Source organism: Bosea sp. 685, assembly GCF_031884435.1.
Classification (GTDB): Bacteria; Pseudomonadota; Alphaproteobacteria; order Rhizobiales; family Beijerinckiaceae; genus Allobosea.
Genome location: NZ_CP134779.1, coordinates 1,739,359 through 1,761,366, shown reverse-complemented (window position 1 = coordinate 1,761,366; position 22,008 = coordinate 1,739,359). Strand labels below are relative to the sequence as shown.

Here is a 22,008-nt window from a genome sequence, read left to right as displayed (position 1 = left end):
GACGCCGTCAAGATAGCGATTTATCACGACACCGCAACTTAACAGCGTTCAGATGGAGAACATCATGCTGCCGGGGACGCTCGACGACGCCTTCATGCTGGGTTCGCTCCTGGCGATCCTGGGCTGGCTCGCCCTTCTCCTGCTGCCGCGCTGGCGCGGCCTCTCGGCGATCCTCGCTGGCGCCGTGATTCCTGCGGTACTGTCGCTCGGCTACTTCGTGCTGATCGCCGTGTTCTGGAGTGAGGCGAAGGGGGATTTCTCCTCATTGGACGGCATAGCGGGGCTCTTCGCCTCCAGACCGTTACTGCTCGCTGGCTGGCTGCACTATCTCGCCTTCGACCTCTTCCTCGGCAATTGGATCCTGCGCAGGGCGCAGGAGGAGGCGATCCCGCACTGGCTGATGCTGCCTGTGCTGCTGGCGACCTTTCTGTTCGGGCCGATCGGCTTCCTCGCATTTCTGCTGCTCCACGCGAGCGTCAAGCTCAGCCGGGAGGACCGCATTGCCCGCACGCTGGCGAAGCTGCCGGCATGGCTGCGAGCACTGGATTTCGAGCCGCGCCTGACTTCCGCCAGCCTCGCCATGGCGGCCCTGATCGTGCCGACTTGGCTCGCCTACACCATCGACGCGCGATCGCTCGAGGCGGTGGATGTCTGGTTGAAGCCTTTGAAGTTCGAAGCTTCGCTCGTCTTGTATTTCGTCACGCTGGCGCTCTTCCTGCCGCTGGCGAGCCAAGCCTTCCGCGCCTCATGGCTGGGACGTTATACCGTCTGGCCTCCGATCGTAGCGGGCTTCCTCGAGGTCGCCTATATCGGCTGGCGCGCCTCACGTGCCGAAGCCTCACACTATAACACGGTCACCTGGCTCGACGCTTCGCTCTATAACGCCATGGGCGTCGGCGCGGTGATGATCACGCTCGCATCCGGCGCATTGGCCTATGGCCTCGCCCGCCGCGACGTCGAGCGCATCGCCCCGGCCTTGCGCTGGTCGCTGGTGATCGGGCTCGCTTCGACCTGCATCCTCGGTCTCGTCAGCGGCGGCCTGCTCGGCAGTGCTCCCGGCCATTTCGTCGGCGTCGTGCCGGCCGTGCACCCGACCGTACCGCTCTTCGGCTGGTCGCTCGCGATCGGCGATCTGCGCGTCGCGCATTTCCTCGGCCTGCACGCCCTGCAGATCATCCCGGCCTTCGGACTGCTCGTCTGGCTGCTGACACGGCAGGCGCGGATCGGCGTGGCGGCCGTCGCGGCTTTCTCGTGCTTCTATGCGGCCGTGACGCTGGCGGCCCTGGTCGCGGCGCTGCAGGCAAAGCCGCTGCTCGGGCTGGGCTGACCCGTCAAGCCTCCGGACCGATGCCGTCGAGCGCGAGATCGTCCTCGCCGGGCTCGTAGCGCAGGAGATCGCCCGGCTGGCACTCGAGCACGCTGCAGATGCGCGTCAGCGTGTCGAAGCGCATGCCGCGGACCTTGCCGGACTTCAGCTGCGAAACCTGCTGCTCGGTCAGACCGATGCGCTGGGCGAGTTCCTTCGAGCGCATCTTGCGGCGCGCCAGCATGACATCCAGTTCGACGACGATCGGCATCACGTCCGTCCTACACGAAACTCTGATTCTCGTCCGCGAGCCGCACCGCTTCCTTGAGCACCAGACCGAAGGCGATCAGGACCGCTCCGGCAGCCAGCGCTCCGAAGGTGCCGGGGTCGAGCATGATCGCGAGCTGCTTCTGGCCAGCCGGGTTGTCGAAGGTCAGCGCCACACTCTGCAGGGCGCGCGCGACCGGCGTGGCAAGGCCGAGCCCGGCGAAAAGCCAGCCGACCCGGCCGAGCCGCCGCGCATTCTCCTCCTCCAGCACAAGCCCCTTGCCGAAACGCCGGAACAAGGCGGCGAGGCTGAGCATGGCGGCGATGAACAGGCCGGCCGGCACCGTGCCGAGCACTAACGCTGTCCAGTAGCCGCGTCCCGAAGGCGCGATCGAGCCGCCACCCAGCCCGATTGTGCCGTGTGCATAGCTCGCGAGGCTTTCGGGATCGCGCCACAGCCAGACCATGCCAAACGCCATCAGTGCCGCCGCCGCATAGCTGAAGAACCGCGCCACGACGCTGATGCGCCGCAGCCGGAGCAAGCTCACACTGGTGCTCGACGGGGCCGTTGAAGTCATCATTTAATTCGCCCTCCGATTGACAAAATTAAACTAATAGACGAATTTTTGAATGTCCAGACCGTATTATCCAGACAACCAACGAGAGCTGCGATGCGCCCTTCCCTGCTTGCGTCCCTGATCACTGCCGCCCTTGCCGGCGCCTGCGGCCATGTTCCGCTGACCTCCCTGCCCAAACTCTCGAAGATCGATATCCGAACGACGCAGCTCACGGAGCTGCGGGCCGGCATCAGCCTTCCCGCCGACATCCGTCCGCTTCCCGGCGGCATCACCATGACGGTCATAGCCTTGCCGAAGGATGGCGGCCGCCATGAACGGAAGGTCGTTCTGGAAGAGGTACGGGACGCAGGCGAGCTTGCGAAGCTTCCGGCCGTAGCTGCGCCCGGACGCCGTTTCACCGTGTTCAGGCTGAGCAACGGCGATGCCGCCCGCATCGGTGCCTTCCGGGAAGAGATGTTCGTTGGGTCGCAGAACAGCGGCAACCGCGGCAGCCTTGCCCTGATGGCCGAAAAGGCCTGCAGGCTCGGCGACCTTTCCGGCAAGCCGATCCAGATGACGAGCTATCTCAAGACATCCGAGACCCAGGACTATGTCCTGCTCACTCGCGATGTCGATCTGCGCGAGGCCGTCCGAGACGCCGATCCGAAAGTCGATCTGGCGGCGGCGATCCCGCCCTGTGACGCCTAGAGCCGGATGATTTCAGACGGAGTCACAAAGTGTCTCCGTCTGAAATCTGAATCCGTTTCTCATCAAGAAGTTAGAGCAGGATCAATGCGAAAAACCGGTACCCACTTTTTCGCATCCTGCTCTAGCCGGCCTCAGCGGCTCTCGCGCCGCGTCATGAAGGCGAGCTTCTCGAACAGCGAGACGTCCTGCTCGTTCTTGAGCAGAGCGCCATGCAGTGGCGGGATCAGCTTGCGCGGGTCACGCTCGCGCAGCATCTCGGGCGTCATCTCCTCGGCGACCAGAAGCTTGAGCCAGTCGAGCAGTTCCGAGGTCGAAGGCTTCTTCTTGATGCCGGGAACCTCGCGCACCTCGAAGAACAGCTTCAGCGCCTCCTCCATCAACCGCTTCTTGATGCCGGGGAAATGCACTTCGACGATTGCCTGCATCGTCTGCGCATCGGGGAAGCGGATGTAATGGAAAAAGCAGCGCCGCAGGAAGGCGTCGGGCAATTCCTTCTCGTTGTTGGAGGTGATGATCATCACCGGCCGCCGCGCCGCCTTGATCGTCTCGCCGGTCTCGTAGACATGGAATTCCATGCGATCGAGCTCGAGCAGCAGATCGTTGGGGAACTCGATATCGGCCTTGTCGATCTCGTCGATCAACAGCACCGGCCGCTCAGCCGAGACGAAGGCCTCCCAGAGCTTGCCGCGCTTGATGTAGTTGGCGATGTCGGAGACGCGCGCATCGCCGAGCTGGCTGTCGCGCAACCGGCTGACCGCATCATATTCGTAGAGCCCCTGCTGCGCCTTGGTAGTCGACTTGATGTGCCAGGTGATCAGCGGTGCGCCCAGCGCCGCAGCGATCTCCTCCGCCAGCACCGTCTTGCCGGTACCGGGTTCGCCCTTGACCAGCAGCGGCCGCTCCAGCCGGATCGCGGCATTGACGGCAACCGTCAGATCCTCGGTCGCGACGTAATTCTCAGTGCCTGCAAAACGCATCGTCGGTCCCTTTGAAAGATGCCGTAGACGCTAGCCCAGGAACGCCGAAACCGGAAACCCGCTTCCCGTGAAGTCGTGCCCGAACCACGAGGCGTAAAGCCGCATGCGCAAAGGCTAGTTCCGGCATGAATGCGGGCCTCCAACGGTTGTATTGCCGTCGCGTAACCCGCAAGCTCCCAGGCCTCTTCTCACCGCCGACTCGCAAGGACTGACGTGGCCGGAACTGTCGACCCTTCCGTCTATAAGGATGCCATCGTCGTGCTCGCCACGGCCGGCGTCATCGTGCCCTTCGCCAAGCGATTCAAGGTCAATTCGGTCGTCGCCTTCATGGCCTGCGGCGCGCTGCTGGGGCCTTTCGGCCTCGGCGGGCTCGCCTCCTCGGTTCCGCTGCTGAGCAGCATCACCGTGGCGAAGGCGGAAGCCCTGGCTGGGCCGGCCGAACTCGGCGTCGCCTTCCTGCTCTTCGTCATCGGGCTCGAGCTGTCCTTCGAGCGCCTGATGACCATGCGCCGGCTCGTCTTCGGCCTGGGACTCGGCCAGGTCGCGCTCTCGGGCGGCGTCATCGGCGCAGTGGCCTATTGGCTTGGGCAGCCAGCGGCGGCCGCGCTTATCATCGGCTTCGGCCTCGCCTTGTCATCGACCGCCATGGTCGTCGAGTTGCTCTCGGCCAAGCGCCGCATGACCTCCTCGGCCGGCCGCGCCAGCTTCGCCATCCTGCTCTGCCAGGATATCGCCGTCATCCCGCTGCTCTTCCTGGTCAGCGTGCTCGGTGCGCAAGCCGATGGCGGCTCTCTGCTGGCGGGCCTCGCCCAGGCCCTGGTCCAGGCCTTCGGGGCGATTGCCGCCATCGTGGTGATCGGCCGGCTGGCGCTGCGGCCGCTGTTTCGCCTGGTCGCCTCAACCGATTCGTCGGAGAGCTTCATGGCGGCGACGCTGCTGATCGCGCTCGGAACCGGCCTGATCGCCGCAGCAGCCGGCCTGTCGATGGGGCTGGGCGCCTTCATCGCCGGCCTGCTCCTGGCCGAGACAGAATATCGCCGCGCAATCGAGGTCACGATCGAGCCGTTCAAATCGCTGCTGATCGGCGTGTTCTTCCTCACCGTCGGCATGGGCGTGAACCCGGCCGATCTCGCCGCCCATCCCTTCGCCATCCTGGGGATCGCGATCGGCCTGTTCGCGGCGAAATCCCTGCTCGTCTTCGGGCTGGCGCGCCGCTTCAAGCTGTCACGCGCGACCGCGCTTGAAACCGCGATCATGATCGGGCCCGGCGGCGAGTTCGCCTTCGTGCTGTTCGGCGGCGCGGTCTCGGCCAAGCTGCTCTCGCAGAATGCCGAGAGTCTCGTGCTGGCGGCGGTCTCGCTGACGATGGTCGTGCTGCCGCTCCTGGCCCGGCTGGCCCGGGCCTTGTCGCTGCGGCTGGCCGTGCCCGCGACCCTGCCTGATGAGGCCAAGGTGCTGCCGCCGGACGATCGTTCGGCGCGCGCCATCGTCGTCGGCTGCGGTCGCGTCGGCCGGCTCGTCGGCGCGATGCTGGAGGAGCACCGCAAGCCCTATATCGCGATCGATCTCGACCCTGCGCTGGTTGCGACCCAGCGCCGGGCCGGTCGGCCCGTCTTCTACGGCGATGCGGCGAATCTGGACTTTCTGCGCCTCACCGGCCTCGACGAGGCGACGGCGCTGATCGTGACCATCGACAATCCGCGCGCGGTCGATGCGACCGTGCTGGCAGCGCGCACGCTCAGGCCCGATCTGGTGATCGTCGCCCGTGCCCGCGACGCCAGCCATGCCCGCCATCTCTACCAGATCGGCGTCAACGATGCGGTTCCAGAGACAATCGAGGCGAGTCTGCAGCTCTCGGAGGCGGCTCTGGTCGGGCTAGGCGTGCCGATGGGCCTCGTCATCGCCTCGATCCATGAACGGCGCGATCAGTTCCGCACCGAACTCAAGCCCGCAGGCACTCCGGCACAGGCCCTTCCGCGGCACGCGCGCTCACGAAGGTTGTGACGCTCTGCAGCGGCGCGCAGGGCGGCTCGTTGCGCAGCGCCTGCCCCGATTGCTGCGCCACCCGCTGGATATGGCCGTAGAACTGCTCGGCGCTGCGGCGCCAGCTATAATGCGAGGCGAGCTCCAGGCAGGTCTCGCGCGGGATCCGCAGCGCCGCCAGCGCCGCCGCCCGGAGATCCTCGCTCAGCACGGCAGCCCCGCTGCCGGCGAAGACATCGCTCGGCCCCTGAACCGGGAAGGCCGCAACCGGAAGGCCGCTGGCCGCCGCCTCGAGCAGCACGATGCCGAAGGTGTCAGTCAGGCTCGGAAACACGAAGACGTCGGAGGAGGCATAGATCGAGGCCAGATCCTCGCCCTCGCGCGTGCCGAGGAAATGCGCGTCCGGATAAGCCCGCTGCAGATCGGCCCGCGCCGGCCCGTCGCCGATCACCACCTTGCTGCCGGGCAAGCGCAGCGAGAGGAAAGCCTCGAGGTTCTTCTCGACGGCGACGCGCCCGACGCTGAGGAAAATCGGCCGCGGCAAGTCGAGTACGCTCACCGGGCGTGGATGGAACAGCCCGAGATCGACGCCCCGCCCCCAGCGTACGATCTTCTCGAAACCATGCTGCCTGAGCTCGGCCTCGACCGAGGCCGTCGACACCATGATCGCCTCGGCCGGGCCATGGAACCGGCGCAGGAAGCGGTAGCTCCAGCTCTCGGGAATGGGCCAGCGCGCCGCGACATATTGCGGAAAGCGCGTGTGGTAGCTCGTCGTGAAGGGCCGTTTCTGGGCCAGGCAGACGGCACGCGTCAGCCAGCCGATCGGCCCTTCCGTGGCGATGTGGATATGGTCCGGCCTGAACTCCGCGATCCGCGCTGCAACCGCCCGGCGCGTCGCCAGCGCGATCCTGATGTCGGGATAGGTCGGCAAGCCGATCTGCCGAAAACCGTCCGGCGTCAGCACCTGCGGCGTCACGCCGAAGGCCGGCCCCGCCTCGAACATCCGCTCCAGCGACCTGACCACCCCGTTGATCTGGGGCCGCCAGGCATCCGTCGCGATCAGCAGGCGCATCACGCGGCCTCGACGAGCGCGGCGGCCGGCTCCGGGCGCAGCTTGCTGACGACAGGCACCGGCGCCTCGCCCTTCAGCCGGTATTGCGGCCAGCGGATCATCTCGAAGCGCCCGTCATGGTGCTCGACGAAGGCGGTACAGCTTTCGACCCAATCGCCGGTGTTGATATAGGTCAGGCCCTCAATCTCGCGATGCGCGGCGTGGTGGATATGCCCGCAGATCACGCCATCGGCATGGTGCCTGCGCGCCTCGGCCGCGAGGCAGGTCTCGAACTCGCCGATATAGTTGACCGCGTTCTTGACCTTGAGCTTGGCCCAGGCCGAGAGCGACCAGTGCGGCAAATGCAGCCGGCGGCGCACCTTGTTGACGACGGTATTGCAGGCGAGCGCGACGGTGTAGGCCCAGTCGCCCATCAGCGCGAGCCATTTGGCGTTGCGCACGACGAGGTCGAACAGATCGCCATGGATCACGAGCAGGCGCTTGCCGTCGGCGGTCTCGTGGATGATCTCGTCGACCAGTGTGATGCCGCCGAACTGCAGGCCGGCGAAGTCCCGCAGGAAATCGTCGTGATTGCCGGTGACGTAGATCAGCTTCGAGCCCTTGCGCACCTTGCGCAGCAGCTTCTGGATGACGTCGTTATGCGACTGCGGGAAATACCAGCCGCTCTTCAGGCGCCAGCCATCGATGATGTCGCCGACCAGATAGATCTGCGGCGCGTCATAGGCGCGCAGGAATTCCAGCACGAGATCGGCCTGTGCGCCGCGCGTGCCAAGATGCAGATCGGAGATGAAGATGCTGCGAACCTGCTTCGCCTCGTCATCGTCGCTCATGCCCGCTTGCCCATTCCGTTGCGATGCTGTCGGCGTTTGGCTGATTTGCGTTGCGCTTTGATGACGGAACCAGCGATCCGTGCTCTGGCTCGCTTTCGAGGCAACTAGTTTCCGGAGAAAAATCATGGATCTTGGGATTTCCGGCCGCACGGCCATCGTCTGCGCCTCCAGCAAGGGTCTTGGCCGCGGCTGCGCGCAAGCGCTCGCCGAGGCTGGTTGCATTGTCGTGGTCAATGGCCGCGACGCGACCACGCTCGAAGCCACCGCGAGCCAGATTCGTGCCAGCACCGGCGCGACGGTCATTGCCGTGGTGGCTGACGTTTCGACACGTGCGGGGCAGGACGCCTTGCTCACGGCGGCACCCGAGCCCGACATCCTGATCAACAACAATGGCGGGCCTCCGCCGAAACCGTTTCGCGATGTATCTCGCGAAGCGCTGCTCGAAGGCGTCATCCAGAACATGGCGACGCCGCTGGAGCTGGTTCAGCGCGTCGTCGACGGCATGATCGCGCGGCGCTTCGGCCGCATCGTCAACATCACCTCGGCGAGCGTGCTGACGCCGCTGACAGGGCTCGACGTCTCCTCGGCGGCGCGCGCCGGGTTGACGGCCTTCCTCGCCGGTGTGGCGCGCGAGGTGGCGCATGCCAACGTCACCATCAACAATGTCCTGCCCGGATCCTTCGACACCGACCGGCTCAAGAGCGGAACGGTGCGAATGGCTGCCATCAAGGGCATGACGCCAGAGGACTTCGCCGCCACCCGCAAGGCCGAGATCCCGGCCAGGCGCTTCGGCACGGCCGAGGAATTCGGCAATGTCTGCGCCTTCCTGGCCAGCCAGCATGCCGGCTACATCACCGGCCAGAACCTGCTGATCGACGGCGGCGTGTTCAGGGGCAGTTTCTGAGCCGCCGCTCGGCCATCCCTCCGACCATCGAGACGAGGATGGCCGCCGACCGGCAGCCCATCAGGCCGGGACACCAGCGTCAGACAAGACATGGTCGTTGACGCCGCTTGGGCGGCTCGCTATCGGCCGCCCGGGAAAATGGCCGGAACGAACATCTGCGGGGACTGGAAAATGCTCAAATATGCGATTGTATTCGGCGGCCTATATTTGCTTTGCACCGTCATTTCGGTTGCCGCTTCGAGCCTGCTGAATTTCGATCTGCCCTCTTCGATGGGCATCATCATTCTGATCGCCGCGCTCACCGCCCCCGTGCAAAGCTTCGTGAAAGACCATCGGCGCGTCTTTACCACGGGCGAGCGGGCGCTCTTCGCCGCCTGGATCGGCTTGGCCGTGGTCGTGCTCAATCTCTGCCTGGGCCTAGCGTTTCTCTACGGCGCCGACGCTTTGCTTGGCGGGACAAACCCGATCAAGGCCATGCTCGCCCAGGCGGCAAGGAGCGGCATTTCCGCGCCAGTGGCTTTTCTCGCCGTGGCCGCGATATCCTTCGTGGTCAGCTGGATCGTCACGTTTGTCTTCGCCGGCTTCTATGCACGGCAAAGCCTGAAGCGCCTCGGGGTCTCATAAGAGCGTTACAGCCAAGCCTGCGGAGACTCCCGCCCCCCGCCTATCAGGGTTGCAGAGTTGACGCTTTGAAGTGGCGCTTCGACATGGTCTAAGAGGAGCGGTCTTCTACAAGACCCTCCTCCCTTGCCCTGCTCCCTTGCCCTCCCTCCGCGCCGGTCCGTTGTCTCCTCTCCTCGGCATTTGCCTCAAGCTCATCTCTGCCCTCGCCTTTACCTTGATGGCAGCCGGCGTGAAATCGATCGCGAGCCGTTATCCGACGGGCGAAATCGTCTTCGTGCGGTCCTTCTTCGCCCTGATTCCCCTGCTCACCTGGCTCGCCTGGCAAGGCGGCGTCGTCGCCTCGCTGAGGACCAGCAATCTGCGCGGCCATCTCAAGCGCGGCGTCATCGGCTCGACAGGCATGTTCTGCGGCTTCGCCTCGCTGCAGTTCCTGCCCCTCTCCGATTCGATCGCGATCGGCTATGCCGCGCCGCTCGCCGTCGTGGTGCTGGCCGCCGTCATCCTGAAGGAACGCGTGCGAATCTATCGCTGGAGCGCGGTCACGATCGGCTTCGTCGGCGTGCTGATCATGCTCTCGCCCTATATCAGCGGCCTCGGCAAGGGGCTTGCCCCGGGACCTGCCTTCGGCGCGGCGATCGGCCTGGCAGGCGCCTGCTGCTCGGCCTTCGCCTCGATCGAGGTCAGGCAATTGACCCGCAGCGAGGGCACCGGCGCGATCGTGTTCTATTTCATGCTGATGACCAGCGCGCTCGGGCTCTCGACCGCGATGTTCGGCTGGCACATGCCGAACCTGCAGGATGCGGCAATGATGCTGGCGATCGGCATCCTCGGCGGCCTCGGCCAGATCTTCCTCGTCCAGGCCTATCGCTATGGCGACGCCTCCCTGATCGCGCCCTTCGAATACTCGACGATGCTCTGGGCGGTCGCGATCGGCTGGTTCGTCTTCGGCGACTGGCCGGCGACCGCCGTGCTGATCGGCGCGGCGATCGTCATCACCTCCGGCATCTATGTGATCCTGCGCGAACAACAGCTCGGCCTGCTCCGGCGCGAGCAGCGCGAAGTCGGGTCGACGCGCACGACCTGACGCAGGCGCAACCGCGAGCTTCGGCTTGCTGCTTGCTTCAGGAACTTGCCGCTTGCATCAGGAACGGGCATTGTCCGCTCAGACAAACAATCGTTCGCCTCCGCAAACGACAGACAGGTAAGACGGTCAAAACGCATGGGCATCGAGACCAAGGAGCGCAGTGGCCGGGAGCTTGAATCCGGGGCCCAGATCGTCTCCGGGCAGCTCGGAAAGACGATTCAGCGCCTGCGCAAGGCCTATAATCTCTCGCTCTCGGAACTCGCCGAGCAATCGGGCGTGGCGAAGTCGATCATCAGCCAGATCGAGCGCAACGAGACCAACCCGACGCTGGCGACGATCTGGCGGCTGTCGCAGGCGCTCGACATCTCGATCGAGCGCGTGCTCTCCAGCGGCGAGGAAGAGCCCTTCATCGACAAGACCAGCCGCAGCGACACGCCGATCCTGGTCTCCGAGGACGGCAAGCTCAGGCTCGCCATCATCGGCTGGATCAAGACCGTCGAATGGCTGCAGTGGTACGAGATCCAGGCCGAGCCGGGCGGCGAGCTCGACTCGGAAGGTCACCAGCGCGGCTCGATCGAATCGCTCTCCGTCACCTCGGGCGAGTTCGAGGTCGAGGTCGGCGACATCATCCAGCGCGCCAAGGCCGGCGACACGCTGCGCTATCGCTGCGACCGCCGCCACATCGTCCGCTGCGTCGGCGACCAGCCGGGAAGCGCGCTGATGGTGTGCATCCTCAAGGCGGCGGTGATGGAGTAAGGCCCGCCCGCCGAAGCGGGCTGACTTTCCGTCGAGCCACATCGTCGTTCCGGGGCTGGCTGCAGGCCTGAGACACCGTTTGGAAACTCCAGCCCTCATCCTGAGGAGCTGCGAAGCAGCGTCTCGAAGGAGGGTCCAAATGGTTCGGGAGCCTCCTGAAGCATCCTTCGAGACGCCATTCCCTGGGGAATGGCTCCTCAGAGCCTAGCCTGAAACGAACCGAGCGATATCAAAGACTTCCGATCGCTCGTTATCACCCGCGCCGTCATCCTGGACAAGCGGCGAAGCCGCGCAGCTCCGGGATCCATCGTAGGGCTCCGGAACTCTACGATGGATCCCGGGACGAAGCTTCGCTTCGCCCAGGATGACGGCGCATAGGTGGTCAAGACAGAGCCATTGAAATCATTGGCTTCATTTCAGGCCAGGCTCCTCAGGATGAGGGCTGAGGGAATTCCCAAACGGGCTCTGAACCCGGAGCGCGGTTCAGCCCCCCGCAGCGGCCTTGACCGAAACTGCAGGCGAGGCGATTGCGAGCTCCAGCGCCTTCTCTGTCATCGCCCACTCCTCCGCGATCATGCCGGGATTGTCGTTGAGCTTCACCCCATAGCTCGGGATGATCTCGCGGAGCTTCTTCTGCCATTCAGGGGTCGCGACCTTGTCCGCGAACACCTTGCCGAGCAGGTTGATCATGATCGGAGGCGAAGTCGAAGCGCCCGGGGAGGCGCCGAGCAGCGCCGCCATGGACCCGTCCGCAGCCGCCACGATCTCGGTTCCGAAGGTCAGAACGCCACCGCCCTGGGGGCTCTTCTTGATGATTTGAACCCGCTGCCCTGCCTGCCAGAGGCGCCAGTCTTCATCCCTAGCCTGGGGCAGATATTCCCGAAGCGCATCCATTTGGCCGCTATGGGACATCGTCAGCTGGCCGGCGAGATATTGGACCAGATCGAATTCATTCCATCCCACGGAGACCATCGGCCGGATGTTTTCCAGCGAGACCGACGACGGCAAGTCGAAATAGGAGCCGTTCTTCAGGAATTTGGTCGAGAAGGTCGCGAATGGCCCGAAAAGCAGGACCTGCTTTCCGTCGAGCATCCGCGTATCGAGATGCGGGACGGACATCGGCGGCGAACCGACGGACGCCTTGCCATAGACCTTCGCCAGATGGCGGTTGACGATTTCGGGCTTCTCCGTGACTAGGAAGGAACCGCCGACCGGGAACCCGCCATAGCCATGGGCTTCGGGAATATCCGCGAGTTGCAGGAGAGGCAGCGCGGTGCCGCCCGCGCCGATGAAAACAAAGCGGGCGTCGACGGTTTGCACCGCTTTGCCGGTCTTCAGGTCGAATGCCGAGACGCGCCAGGTGCCATCACCATTCCGGGTGATCGAGCGGACCTCGTGTCCGGTGAGCAGGCGAAATTCCGGCTGGCCCTTCAGGAACGCGGTGAACTGGCGTGTGATTTCGCCGAAATTGACGTCGGTCCCCAGTGGCGATTTCGCCGCCGCGAGCGGCATCGAAGCCTTGCGGCCCTCCATCATGATCGGGACCCATTCGGCGATCTTCGCCGGGTCCTTCGTGAACTCCATCCCTGAGAACAGCGGGCTGGCCTTCAACGCCTCGAAGCGCTTCTCGAGAAAGGTGACGTTGTCGGCGCCCCAGACGAGATTCATATGCGGCGTCGAGTTGATGAATGAGCGCGGCTCCTTCAGGACGCCCTGCTTCAATTGATGCGCCCAGAACTGACGCGAGATCTGAAATTGCTCGTTGACGGCGATCGCCGTGGCAATCTGCACATTCCCTTTCGCATCCTGCGGGGTGTAGTTCAGCTCGCAAAGCGCCGAATGGCCCGTGCCCGCATTGTTCCAGCCGTTGGAGCTCTCCCCCGCGACGCCGTCGAGACGCTCCATCAGCTCCATGGTCCAGCGCGGCTCGAGCTCATGGAGCAGCACGGCCAGCGTGGCGCTCATGATGCCGCCACCGATCAGCAGGACATCGACCTTTCGGTCCGCGGTCGCGGCACGGTACTGGCCGCCCGTCAGCGAAATCCCTGCGGCGGCAACGGCCCCCACCGCCACAGCCGAACCTACCAACCGGCGACGGGTCAGCGAGAACCGGCCCTTATCCTTCTTCGAGCCGGTCGGCGGCGCTTTATCATTAGTATCGTTCAATGTAGCCATCCACGTTCGCCGATCGAGCTCGTGGAACGGAGTCTGATCGGCAGCTAATAGCGATATAGCCTGCGTATAGGGTATATCGACCTGACCCTCAACCGGCAGCCGAGCGCTGATCGATCTTGTCACGGAGCCTCGAAATGAGGCATCAACTGCCGCGGCGGAAGCATTGGCACGAGCTCGCATAGTTGCGGACGAAATCAATACGAGACGAATTCGAACCCGATTGTTTCATGGAGCGCAGGGCAGCCCGCCTGCAGAACAGGCGCGAAGCGAGGTGCGAAGCTGGCGCGGAATTTCAGACTGCTTCAGCTCGCCTCAAGACGGTGGTGCTCCGTCTGTACGATCGAACGCCGGCCAAGAAGCTGCCGTGATCTCGGCCCCGTCGCGCGCAACTCCCGGTATCAAGAACGAGCTAAGATCTCAATTCGTGGTCTTGCCCGGCCTCGCCGGCCCCTGCACCGCCGCCAGCGATTTCAGATATTCCGCCATCGCCAGACGATCGGCATCGGAAAGCTGGGCGATGTTGCGCACCACCGCCGCCATTGAGCCGCCGACGCTGTCGAAGCTCGGCGTGAAGCCGGTCTTGAGCAGTTCGGCGATCTCCTCCTTCGACCATTTGCCCAGACCGTCCTCGGCCTGGGTGATATTGGGAACCCAGCCCTTGCCCTCCGGATCAGGCCCGCCGGCGAAGCGCGTCGCTTGGACGATGGCGCCCAGCGCGTTGCGGCTCGAATGGCATTCAGCGCAATGGCCGGGGCCGTTCACCAGATAGAAGCCGCGATTCCATGCCTCGCTCTTGCCCGGATCGGGCTTGAACGAGGCCCCGTCGAAGAAGAGCAGCTTCCAGCCGCCGACGACGCGGCGGATGTTGAAGGGGAACGGCAGTTCATGCGGCGCGGCCTTGCCCTCGACGGGCGCGAGCGTGCGAATATAGGCGAAGAGATCGGCCAGCGCCTTGGGCGGGATCAACCGGTAGGAGGTATAGGGGAAGGCCGGATAATAATGCTGCCCGGCCGGCGAGACGCCGGTCGCCATCGCGTCGACGAAGTCCTTCACGCCCCAATTTCCGATGCCGTCGCGCGTATGCGGCGAGATATTGGGCGCGTGGAAGGTGCCGAAGGGCGAGCCCAGCGCGAGCCCGCCTCCGAGCCTGAGCTTGTCGTCCTGGCCGGGCGTCGCGTGGCAGGATGAACAGCCGCCCGCGGCGAAGAGCAGCTTGCCGTTCTCGATGTCTGGCGCCGGCAGCGCACCGATCTGCGGAGCAGGCGACACTACGCGCGGGTCGGTCAATACGTAGAAACCGGCAAGGCCGAGCGCCGCCAGCGCGACGAGGGTAACCAGCAGGCGGCGCAGCAGCAGCATTCTCATCCTCTCCCGAGATTGCGCGCAGTCTAGAGCGTTTTCGAGCGAAGTGGATACCGGTTCGCGTGAAGAAAACGCGTCAAAACAAAGGCCTAGAGCAATTGAACGATCCGATTGGATCGGAAATCGGTCTAGCTCGGAATCACGACGTCATCCCGGACGCGTCACGAAGCGACGCCGATCCGGGATGACCCCGCATGTTCGAGCAAGACCGATACAGTGCTGGCATGGAACGCGCCGCGTAGCAGAAAGCTCCACCGGCCGCCGTCAAAAACCGACAGCGCTCACTTCTTGATGCGATAGGTCTCGTGGCAGGCGGCGCAGTTCTTGGTGACGGTGCCGAATGCGGTGCGGAACGAGGCGAGATCGGTGGCGGCAGTCGCCGCGGCCGCGGCATCGCTTTCGAACTTGACCTGTAACGCCTTGAAGCCCGCCTGATCTTCCCAGATCTTCGGGCCGGCGGTGGTGTCGCCGGTCTTGGAGCTGTCGGGAAACAGCGTCTCCATCTTCTTGCCGGAGTCGACATAGGTCTTGAAGATGCCCTGGACCTTGGCGGCGTCGAACGCCTCCTCGCCCTTGGCGATCTTGGCGCCGAGCCCGGTGGCTCCGCCGATCATCTTCATCGTGGCCTTGCGTTCGGCAATCGGATCGGACTGCGCCATGACGGCGGAAAAACCGAGCACCAGAGCAGTGGCGGCAAGAGCAAAGCGGATCATGCGTCGTCATCCCCGAAGGCTGTCCGGCGCTCAGGATGACGCCGGTTAGAACCTTTCCAGATCACAACAGCGCAGCGCTCGCGCCAAGCCGGTCTCACGCGATTGGCATTTGCATTATAGCAAATGCAATCTTGCGCCGGAGCCGATTTCGATCAGGTCGAGGCGACCTGATCGTTGAATCCATTTCTAAACCTAGAGATGGAGACCGTTTTATCGATCAGCTTGCGATGCAAGCGGATCGGAACGGGCTCTACAGCGGATACCCGGCCTGCTTCAGCGCGTTGAAGACCTTGATCGGGGTCGCCGGCATGTCGATCGCCTTGATGCCGGCCGCGCGGTCGAGCGCATCCACCATCGCGTTCATCACCGCCGGGCATGCCCCGATGGCGCCCGCCTCACCCGCACCCTTCACACCCAGCGCATTGGTGACGCAGCGCACATTGCGCGTCTCGAAATGGAAGCTCGGCACGTCGACCGCGCGCGGCAGGGCATAGTCCATGAAGGTCGCGGTCAGCATCTGGCCTTCCGTATCGAAGCGGATCTCCTCCATCAGGGCCTGGCCGATGCCTTGCGCCGCACCGCCATGAACCTGCCCCTGCAGCATGATCGGGTTCAGCGTCACGCCGAAATCGTCGACCACGACATAGTTGAGGATCGCGGTCGCTCCGGTACCGGGATCGACCTCCAATTCGCAGACATGCGTCCCGTTGGGATAAGTCGCTTCCGGCGGCGTCCAGCTCTGGTGCACCTTGAGCATGGCCGAGGTCGCGCCCGGCAGCGCCGCGATGGCAGCGAGGTCGAGCGCCTTGTCGGTGCCGACGACGCGCACCGCGCCATCGACGATCTCGAGATCGCCCACGCCGGCTTCGAGCTTCTCCGAGGCAAGCTGCTTGAGATTGTCGGAGAGGATCGCAGTCGCCTTGTCGAGTGCCGCGCCGCCGACAGGGATCGAACGTGAACCGCCGGTGCCCGAACCCGTCTCGACCTTGTCGGTATCGCCCTGGATGACGCGGATGCGGTCCATCGGAATGTCGAGATGCTGAGAAACGAGCTGTGAATAGGCGGTCTCATGCCCCTGCCCGTTCGACTGCGTCCCGATCAGCACGGTCACCATGCCGTCCTTCTCGAGGATCACGGTCGAGCTCTCCGGCCCACCGCCGCCGCAGGCCTCGATATAGCAGGCGAGGCCGATGCCGCGGATCTTGCCGGCCTTGGTCGAGGCCTTGAGGCGGCTCTTGAAGCCCTTCCAGTCAGCCACGTCCATGGCGCGGCGCATATGCCCCTCGAACTCGCCGGAATCATAGACCGGCCCGGTCTGGGTCTTGTGCGGCATCTCGCTTGGCTTGACGAAGTTGAGCGCGCGCACGGCGTCGGGCGTCTTGCCGGTCTCGCGTGCGACTGCATCGACCAATCGCTCGATCAGATAGGCCGCCTCGGGGCGGCCCGCGCCGCGATAGGCATCGACCGGCGTCGTATTCGTCAGCACGCCCCTAAAGCGAACATGCACGGCGGGAATGCTGTAGCAGCCCGGCGTCATCGTGGTCCCGACCCAGGGGATGAAAGGTCCGTACTGGGAGAGATAGGAGCCCATCTCGGCGGCAAGATCGACCTTGAGGGCGATGAACTTGCCCTTCTTGTCGAGCGCGACCGTCGCCGTGGCGAGATTGGCGCGGCCATGGGTGTCGGCGAGGAAATGCTCGGTGCGGTCGGAGACCCAGCGCACCGGGCGTTTCAGCATCTCGGCCGCGACCATGGTCAGCGGGTATTCGCGATACATGAAGATCTTGGTGCCGAAGCCGCCGCCGACATCGGGCGTGACGACGCGGATGCGCTTGGGATCGACCTTCAGGATATAGCTCGCCAGGATGTCGCGCGTGCCATGGCTGCCCTGGCTGCCGAGCGTCAGCGTCCAGCGCTTGGTCTCCTTGTCGTATTCGGCGATGCAGGCGCGCGTCTCCATATAGTTGGAGGCAAGCCGATTGTTGACGATAGTGACGGAGACGGTGCGGTCGGCCTTGGCGAAAGCCGCCTCGGTCTTGGCCTTGTCGCCCTGCTCGGCCTCGAAGGCGACATTGCCCGGCCGGTCCGGCCAGACCTGCGGCGCCTTGGGCTCCAGCGCAGCAGCGATGCCGGTTATCGAGGGCAGCGTCTCCCAGGAAATGTCGATGGCCTCGGCTGCGTCGCGCGCCTGGTCGAGCGTCTCGGCGACGATGAAAGCGACCGCCTCGCCGACATGGCGCACGGTATCGGTCGGCAGCACCGGCACCGGCAACGGCACGACCGGCTCGCCCGAGATCGTCTTGATCAGACCCTTGCAGGGAATGCCGCCGAGATGGGCGACGTCCTCACCCGTCAGGATCAACTTCACGCCCTTCATCTTGCAGGCGGCAGCCTTGTCTCGGATCGTGAACCTGGCATGCGCGTATTGCGAGCGCAGCACGAAGGCATGCAGCGCGCCCTCGACGGCCGTATCATCCGTGTAACGACCTGCGCCCGTGGTCAGGCGGTGATCCTCGACGCGCCGCACGGGCTGGCCGAATCCGAATTTCATGGGACGCATGGGCATCAATCCTCAGATAAGTCGAATGAAAGACTGGCCTAGAAACGCGGCTCAGTCACCCCGGCACGCAACACGCCGGGATGCATGCAGCGCATCGCTCCCCGCTCAGCGGATGGTGCGGATCGCGGTCTCCGACAGCGAGACCATGGTGTTGTAGGAGCTGACGAGCCAGTTCGCGTCGTTGGCCGCACCGCGCCGGACGTCGCCCTTGCCGCGGCCGAGCTTATCACGAAAATCCCTCAGCCTGCCCAGCCAGGAACTCGCCTGGCTTTCGATGAAGGGCGCGCCTTTGGGCTCGGTCTCCTTGAATCGGTCCATCTCGCGCACCGCGCCGGCATAATCAGCCACGGCCGCGTCGAACGCCTTGAGGTCGACGACCGGCTTCTCATTGCTCGGCATCAGATCCATCACCCCTCGGGCGTTGATCATGACGTTGCGGACCTGCCAGCGCACCGAGCGACCTTCCCGCTGCTCGACGGCGGCGAGCTCGCGCTGATCGAGCCCTTTCTTGTAGACGCGCATCTGGGCATCGAGCGTCGCGCGCTCATCGAGGAAGGTTTTTGCGGCCGGCACCATCGATATGTGCAGGTTGCGCCCCTCGGCGGCGTTATCGTCGCGATAATCCTTGCGCTCGTAATAGCGCTCCGCCCTGGTGACCAGCGGCGCGAGTTCCTGATAAGCCTTGATGTAGCGCCTGATCGTCTGGTCGATCTCCGGCAGCGCCGGCGCCTGGGTGACGGCCTCCTCGGCGCGTTTGATCTCGCCGGCGACGTCGTAGAGGCTGTAGAGCCCGTAGTCGATGTAGCGCTCCTTGCCGGTCGGCCCCTTCTTCATGTCGACCCAGCTCGCATAGCGCTCCCAGGACTGGATCGCACGCAACGTCCGGTTCATAAGGGCGGTATAGGCGTTGGACTTGGCGATGGCGGCCTGGAGGTCGGCCTCGTTGGCGGCTGGCGCGGCAGTTGTCGCGGCTCCCTGAGCCAGAACACCGGCAGGTGTCAGCGCCAGGAGCGCGAAGGCAAAGGTCGCGCTGCGGAAAAACATGGAAACCGTCATGTCTGAATCCTCGTCATCCGCCAGGGCTTGAAGGCCGCAGGCCCGGCAAGCCCTCAGCGCTCGACCGGCCCGCCCTGCATCGCCCAATCCTTGAAGCCGCCGAGATAATGGCTGTCGATGTCGAGCCCCGCCGATTGCGCGAATTCGAGCGCGCGCAGCGAGCGCACGCCGGCCGCGCAGGAGAAGACGATGCGCTTGCCGGACTCGTCGGGAATGGCGGCAGGGTCGAATTGCGAGAGCGGCAGCGAGGTCGAGCCGGGAATATGACCGGCCGCGAATTCATGCGGCTCGCGCACATCGACCACCAGGATCGATCCATCCGCAAGCCCGGCCTTGACGGCGTCGATATCGAGATCCTTCACGATCAAGGCACATCTCCAGCTCAATCCAGCAGATTTACCAGATAGAGCGTGGGCGCCAGAATTGCCACCATGCTGCCGAGCCGGATGCAGCCTTCCCGATCAACTCGCCAACGGTAGGTATCTTGATCGAACAGCTTGGCGCGCATCGATCTGGAGCAAGCGGAGCTTGGTGATCGCCGCTTGAATACCCGGCCGAAACGATCCGCGCATATCGCCATGCAGGAGATAATGGAGATTCGGTCGCAAACAGGGCTTCCACGCCGGCCGTTCCGGCCGGTCTTGCGGCTGCGCCTTGAGGGACGCAGCCGGTCTTGGGATCCGTAGTCGGATCGAGCCTTGAGCCGCGTCAGGCTTGCGCCGGAATCCGTAGCACCCAGCCTGGCTGGATCAGGTCGGGATTTTTCACCGGCGGCGTATTGGCCTTGACGATGTCGGTGTATTTGGCGCCCTGGCCCTTGCCGTAATGCTCTTCGGCGATCTTCCAGAGCGTGTCGCCCTTCTTGACCGTGTAGAACACGGCGGCGGCGGTTTCCTTGGTCACCGCGAGATCGGATTCGACCGAGGCGACCCCGGTCGTGTTCCCCAGCGCCAGGATGATCTTCTCGGCCTGCTCGGTCGAGACCGCCTTGCCCGAGACCTTGACCTTGTCGCCATCGATCGAGATCGCGACGTCGGACGGCAAGCCATGACCGGCCAGCTCTTTCTGCAACTCGTCCGCCGTGGCGGCCTTGGCTGGTGTCGAGCCGAAAATCTTCGCGCCCGCATCCTTGATGAAACTGAACAGACCCATGAGGCTTCTCCATCTGTTGGGGGGCATATCAAGCCCTCTCAGCGTGATAAGTTCAAGACAGGCGTTGCATTTTTGCGCGAATACAACTCTTCCTTGCGTCACCTGACAGGCCCTTTTCGGCACAACTGCTCTGACGCGGCGGCCTCTTCCCCCCGCAATGACGGGCCGGCACAAGCGCTCCAGGCCACCACCTCAAGACACCAACGGAGTTCCCCCGATGCTGACGCTCGCCCAGGCCCAGACCATTCTCGCAGCCGCCCTTAGCCACGCCGAAAAGAGCGGGTTCAAGCCGCTCGCCATCGCGGTCCTCGACGCGCGCGGCGCGCAGAAGGTCTTCGCGGCGCAGGACGGCACCAGCCTGAAGCGCGGCGAGATCGCGCTCGGCAAGGCCCATGGCTCGGTCGCGATGGGCCTCGGCTCGCGTGCGCTCCACAAGATGGCGGAGGAACGGCCCTATTTCATCGAGGCGGCAACGCATGCGGTTGGCGGCTCGCTCGTGCCGGTGCCCGGCGGCGTGCTGATCCGCGACACGAACAACCTGCTGCTCGGTGCGATCGGCATATCCGGCGACACCTCCGACAATGACGAGGCGGCCGCCGTCACCGGAATCACCGCCGCCGGCCTCAGGGCCGACACTGGCGCCTAGTTTCACCCGAAAACGCGCGGCAACCCCGAAAACACTTGCCAGACGCCGCGCGAGGCATCATGCACGCGCGGCGCTGTTCGGTTTGCAGAATTTTTGAACGTTTCAAAGGAAATGAGATGAGCGACGTGGCCGTTGCCGGTGAGGTCATCACCACGGATGTCGTGATAGTCGGCGCGGGTCCGTGCGGGCTGTTTGCGGTGTTCGAGCTGGGCTTGCTCGACATCAAGGCGCATCTGGTCGACATCCTGCCCAAGGTCGGCGGGCAATGCGCCGAGCTCTATCCGGAAAAGCCGATCTACGACATTCCCGGCTTCCCGATCGTCACCGGCCAGGGCCTGGTCGACAACCTCGTCGAGCAGATCAAGCCGTTTGGCCCGACCTTCCATTTGAACCAGATGATCGAGGCGCTGGAGCCGATCGGCACGGCAGACGCTCCGCGCTTCCGCGTCACCACCGATGCCGGCACCGTGTTCGAGACCAAGACCGTCATCGTCGCCGCCGGCGGCGGCTCGTTCCAGCCCAAGAAGCCGCCGATCCCCGGCATCGACGCTTATGAAGGCAACTCGGTCTTCTACGCCGTGCGCAAGATGGAGGCCTTCCGCGGCCGCGACATCCTGATCGTCGGCGGCGGAGACTCGGCGCTCGACTGGACGCTCAACCTGCAGCCCATCGCCAGGCGCGTCACGCTGATGCATCGCCGCGACGATTTCCGCGCCGCGCCCCATTCGGTCGAGCAGATGCGCGCGCTCGTCGCATCCGGCCAGATGGACATGAAGCTCGGCCAGGTCACCGGCCTCAAGGGCGAAGGCTCGGCGCTGCAGGCTGCGATCTGCCGCGACAATGCCGGCGAGACCTTCGAGATCGCCTGCGATACGCTCCTGCCCTTCTTCGGCCTGACCATGAAGCTCGGCCCGATCGCCGATTGGGGCCTCAATCTCAACGAGAACCTGATCCCGGCCGACACCGAGAAGTTCGAAACCTCGACGCCCGGCATCTTCGCCATCGGTGACATCAACACCTATCCCGGCAAGCTCAAGCTGATCCTCTCGGGCTTCCACGAGGCCGCGCTCGCAGCCCAAAAAGTCCATCGCTACGTCTATCCCGACAAGCGACTGACCTTCCAGTACACGACCTCCTCGACATCCCTCCAGAAGAAACTCGGAGTCGCATGAGCAGACGCCTGACGAGGCCACGCGCCCCGTCAAGAGCCGGATGAATTCAGATGGAACCACCAAGTGATCCCATCTGAAATCTGAATCCGTCTCTCATCTGGAAG

At 64.5% G+C, this 22,008-nt stretch carries 22 protein-coding genes; 9 read left to right on the top strand and 13 right to left on the bottom strand.

Annotated features, from left to right (window positions below; translation table 11 throughout):
* Window positions 1–64: 64 nt before the first annotated feature.
* Window positions 65–1,327, top strand: a complete 1,263-nt coding sequence (locus RMR04_RS09605; protein WP_311914394.1) for an ABA4-like family protein — start codon at window positions 65–67, stop codon at window positions 1,325–1,327.
* 4 nt (window positions 1,328–1,331) lie between these two features.
* Here RMR04_RS09605 and RMR04_RS09600 read toward each other — a convergent pair whose 3' ends face one another.
* Entirely contained in the window at window positions 1,332–1,577 is a 246-nt protein-coding gene (locus RMR04_RS09600) for a helix-turn-helix domain-containing protein (RefSeq protein WP_311914393.1), read from the bottom strand.
* Window positions 1,578–1,587: 10 nt separating this feature from the next.
* Entirely contained in the window at window positions 1,588–2,121 is a 534-nt protein-coding gene (locus RMR04_RS09595; RefSeq protein WP_311914391.1) for a DUF2975 domain-containing protein, read from the bottom strand.
* A gap of 123 nt (window positions 2,122–2,244) precedes the next feature.
* Between RMR04_RS09595 and RMR04_RS09590 the strand changes: the two genes are divergently transcribed.
* Entirely contained in the window at window positions 2,245–2,838 is a 594-nt protein-coding gene (locus tag RMR04_RS09590) for a hypothetical protein (RefSeq protein ID WP_311914389.1), read from the top strand.
* Window positions 2,839–2,969: 131 nt separating this feature from the next.
* On the opposite strand, the gene RMR04_RS09585 is transcribed toward RMR04_RS09590, so the two are convergent.
* Entirely contained in the window at window positions 2,970–3,815 is an 846-nt protein-coding gene (locus RMR04_RS09585; RefSeq protein ID WP_103717150.1) for an AAA family ATPase, read from the bottom strand.
* Window positions 3,816–4,028: 213 nt separating this feature from the next.
* On the opposite strand from RMR04_RS09585, the gene RMR04_RS09580 reads away from it, so the two are divergent.
* Window positions 4,029–5,819 (top strand): cation:proton antiporter domain-containing protein, encoded by a 1,791-nt coding sequence (locus RMR04_RS09580; protein WP_311914385.1) that lies wholly within the window; start codon window positions 4,029–4,031, stop codon window positions 5,817–5,819.
* Here the strand turns inward: RMR04_RS09580 and RMR04_RS09575 are convergent.
* Both RMR04_RS09575 and RMR04_RS09570 read right to left on the bottom strand, forming a co-directional pair.
* Window positions 5,758–6,870 carry a glycosyltransferase family 4 protein gene (locus tag RMR04_RS09575; protein ID WP_311914383.1) on the bottom strand — a complete coding sequence of 371 codons (1,113 nt, stop codon included), beginning with the start codon at window positions 6,868–6,870 and terminating at the stop codon, window positions 5,758–5,760. The two genes, RMR04_RS09580 and RMR04_RS09575, sit on opposite strands and share 62 nt — an antisense overlap.
* Window positions 6,870–7,700 carry a UDP-2,3-diacylglucosamine diphosphatase gene (locus RMR04_RS09570; RefSeq protein ID WP_311914381.1) on the bottom strand — a complete coding sequence of 277 codons (831 nt, stop codon included), beginning with the start codon at window positions 7,698–7,700 and terminating at the stop codon, window positions 6,870–6,872. Before RMR04_RS09570 ends, RMR04_RS09575 begins: the two co-directional genes overlap by 1 nt.
* 124 nt (window positions 7,701–7,824) lie before the next feature.
* Here RMR04_RS09570 and RMR04_RS09565 point away from each other — a divergent pair, with 124 nt between their 5' ends.
* The 4 genes from RMR04_RS09565 to RMR04_RS09550 all read left to right on the top strand — a co-directional run bounded on the left by RMR04_RS09565 (window position 7,825) and on the right by RMR04_RS09550 (window position 11,068).
* Window positions 7,825–8,604 (top strand): SDR family oxidoreductase, encoded by a 780-nt coding sequence (locus tag RMR04_RS09565; RefSeq protein WP_311914379.1) that lies wholly within the window; start codon window positions 7,825–7,827, stop codon window positions 8,602–8,604.
* Window positions 8,605–8,694: 90 nt separating this feature from the next.
* Window positions 8,695–9,228 (top strand): ABZJ_00895 family protein, encoded by a 534-nt coding sequence (locus RMR04_RS09560; protein WP_311914377.1) that lies wholly within the window; start codon window positions 8,695–8,697, stop codon window positions 9,226–9,228.
* 229 nt (window positions 9,229–9,457) lie between these two features.
* Window positions 9,458–10,312 (top strand): DMT family transporter, encoded by an 855-nt coding sequence (locus RMR04_RS09555; RefSeq protein WP_311914376.1) that lies wholly within the window; start codon window positions 9,458–9,460, stop codon window positions 10,310–10,312.
* Between the two features lie 135 nt (window positions 10,313–10,447).
* Window positions 10,448–11,068 carry a helix-turn-helix domain-containing protein gene (locus RMR04_RS09550; RefSeq protein WP_092173428.1) on the top strand — a complete coding sequence of 207 codons (621 nt, stop codon included), beginning with the start codon at window positions 10,448–10,450 and terminating at the stop codon, window positions 11,066–11,068.
* 483 nt (window positions 11,069–11,551) lie between these two features.
* On the opposite strand, the gene mqo is transcribed toward RMR04_RS09550, so the two are convergent.
* From mqo to lysM, 8 genes are all read right to left on the bottom strand, one after another.
* A complete protein-coding gene (gene mqo / locus RMR04_RS09545; RefSeq protein WP_410492223.1) occupies window positions 11,552–13,243 on the bottom strand; it encodes a malate dehydrogenase (quinone) in 1,692 nt (563 codons plus the stop codon).
* Window positions 13,244–13,660: 417 nt separating this feature from the next.
* A complete protein-coding gene (locus RMR04_RS09540) occupies window positions 13,661–14,602 on the bottom strand; it encodes a c-type cytochrome (RefSeq protein WP_311914372.1) in 942 nt (313 codons plus the stop codon).
* Between the two features lie 284 nt (window positions 14,603–14,886).
* A complete protein-coding gene (locus RMR04_RS09535) occupies window positions 14,887–15,318 on the bottom strand; it encodes a c-type cytochrome (protein ID WP_311914371.1) in 432 nt (143 codons plus the stop codon).
* 250 nt (window positions 15,319–15,568) lie between these two features.
* Entirely contained in the window at window positions 15,569–17,878 is a 2,310-nt protein-coding gene (locus RMR04_RS09530; protein ID WP_311914369.1) for a xanthine dehydrogenase family protein molybdopterin-binding subunit, read from the bottom strand.
* A gap of 105 nt (window positions 17,879–17,983) precedes the next feature.
* Complete coding sequence (locus RMR04_RS09525; RefSeq protein WP_311914368.1) at window positions 17,984–18,934, bottom strand: YiiG family protein; 951 nt, start codon at window positions 18,932–18,934, stop codon at window positions 17,984–17,986.
* 53 nt (window positions 18,935–18,987) lie between these two features.
* Window positions 18,988–19,302 (bottom strand): rhodanese-like domain-containing protein, encoded by a 315-nt coding sequence (locus tag RMR04_RS09520; protein WP_311914366.1) that lies wholly within the window; start codon window positions 19,300–19,302, stop codon window positions 18,988–18,990.
* A gap of 14 nt (window positions 19,303–19,316) precedes the next feature.
* Window positions 19,317–19,442 carry a hypothetical protein gene (locus tag RMR04_RS09515; RefSeq protein ID WP_311914364.1) on the bottom strand — a complete coding sequence of 42 codons (126 nt, stop codon included), beginning with the start codon at window positions 19,440–19,442 and terminating at the stop codon, window positions 19,317–19,319.
* 200 nt (window positions 19,443–19,642) lie between these two features.
* On the bottom strand, window positions 19,643–20,086 hold the full coding sequence (lysM, locus tag RMR04_RS09510) for a peptidoglycan-binding protein LysM (protein ID WP_311914363.1): 444 nt from the start codon (window positions 20,084–20,086) through the stop codon (window positions 19,643–19,645).
* Window positions 20,087–20,303: 217 nt separating this feature from the next.
* Here lysM and RMR04_RS09505 point away from each other — a divergent pair, with 217 nt between their 5' ends.
* Window positions 20,304–20,732, top strand: a complete 429-nt coding sequence (locus tag RMR04_RS09505) for a GlcG/HbpS family heme-binding protein (protein ID WP_311914362.1) — start codon at window positions 20,304–20,306, stop codon at window positions 20,730–20,732.
* Window positions 20,733–20,848: 116 nt separating this feature from the next.
* Window positions 20,849–21,904, top strand: coding sequence for an NAD(P)/FAD-dependent oxidoreductase (locus RMR04_RS09500; protein ID WP_311914361.1), 1,056 nt, complete (start codon window positions 20,849–20,851; stop codon window positions 21,902–21,904).
* Window positions 21,905–22,008: the final 104 nt, after the last annotated feature.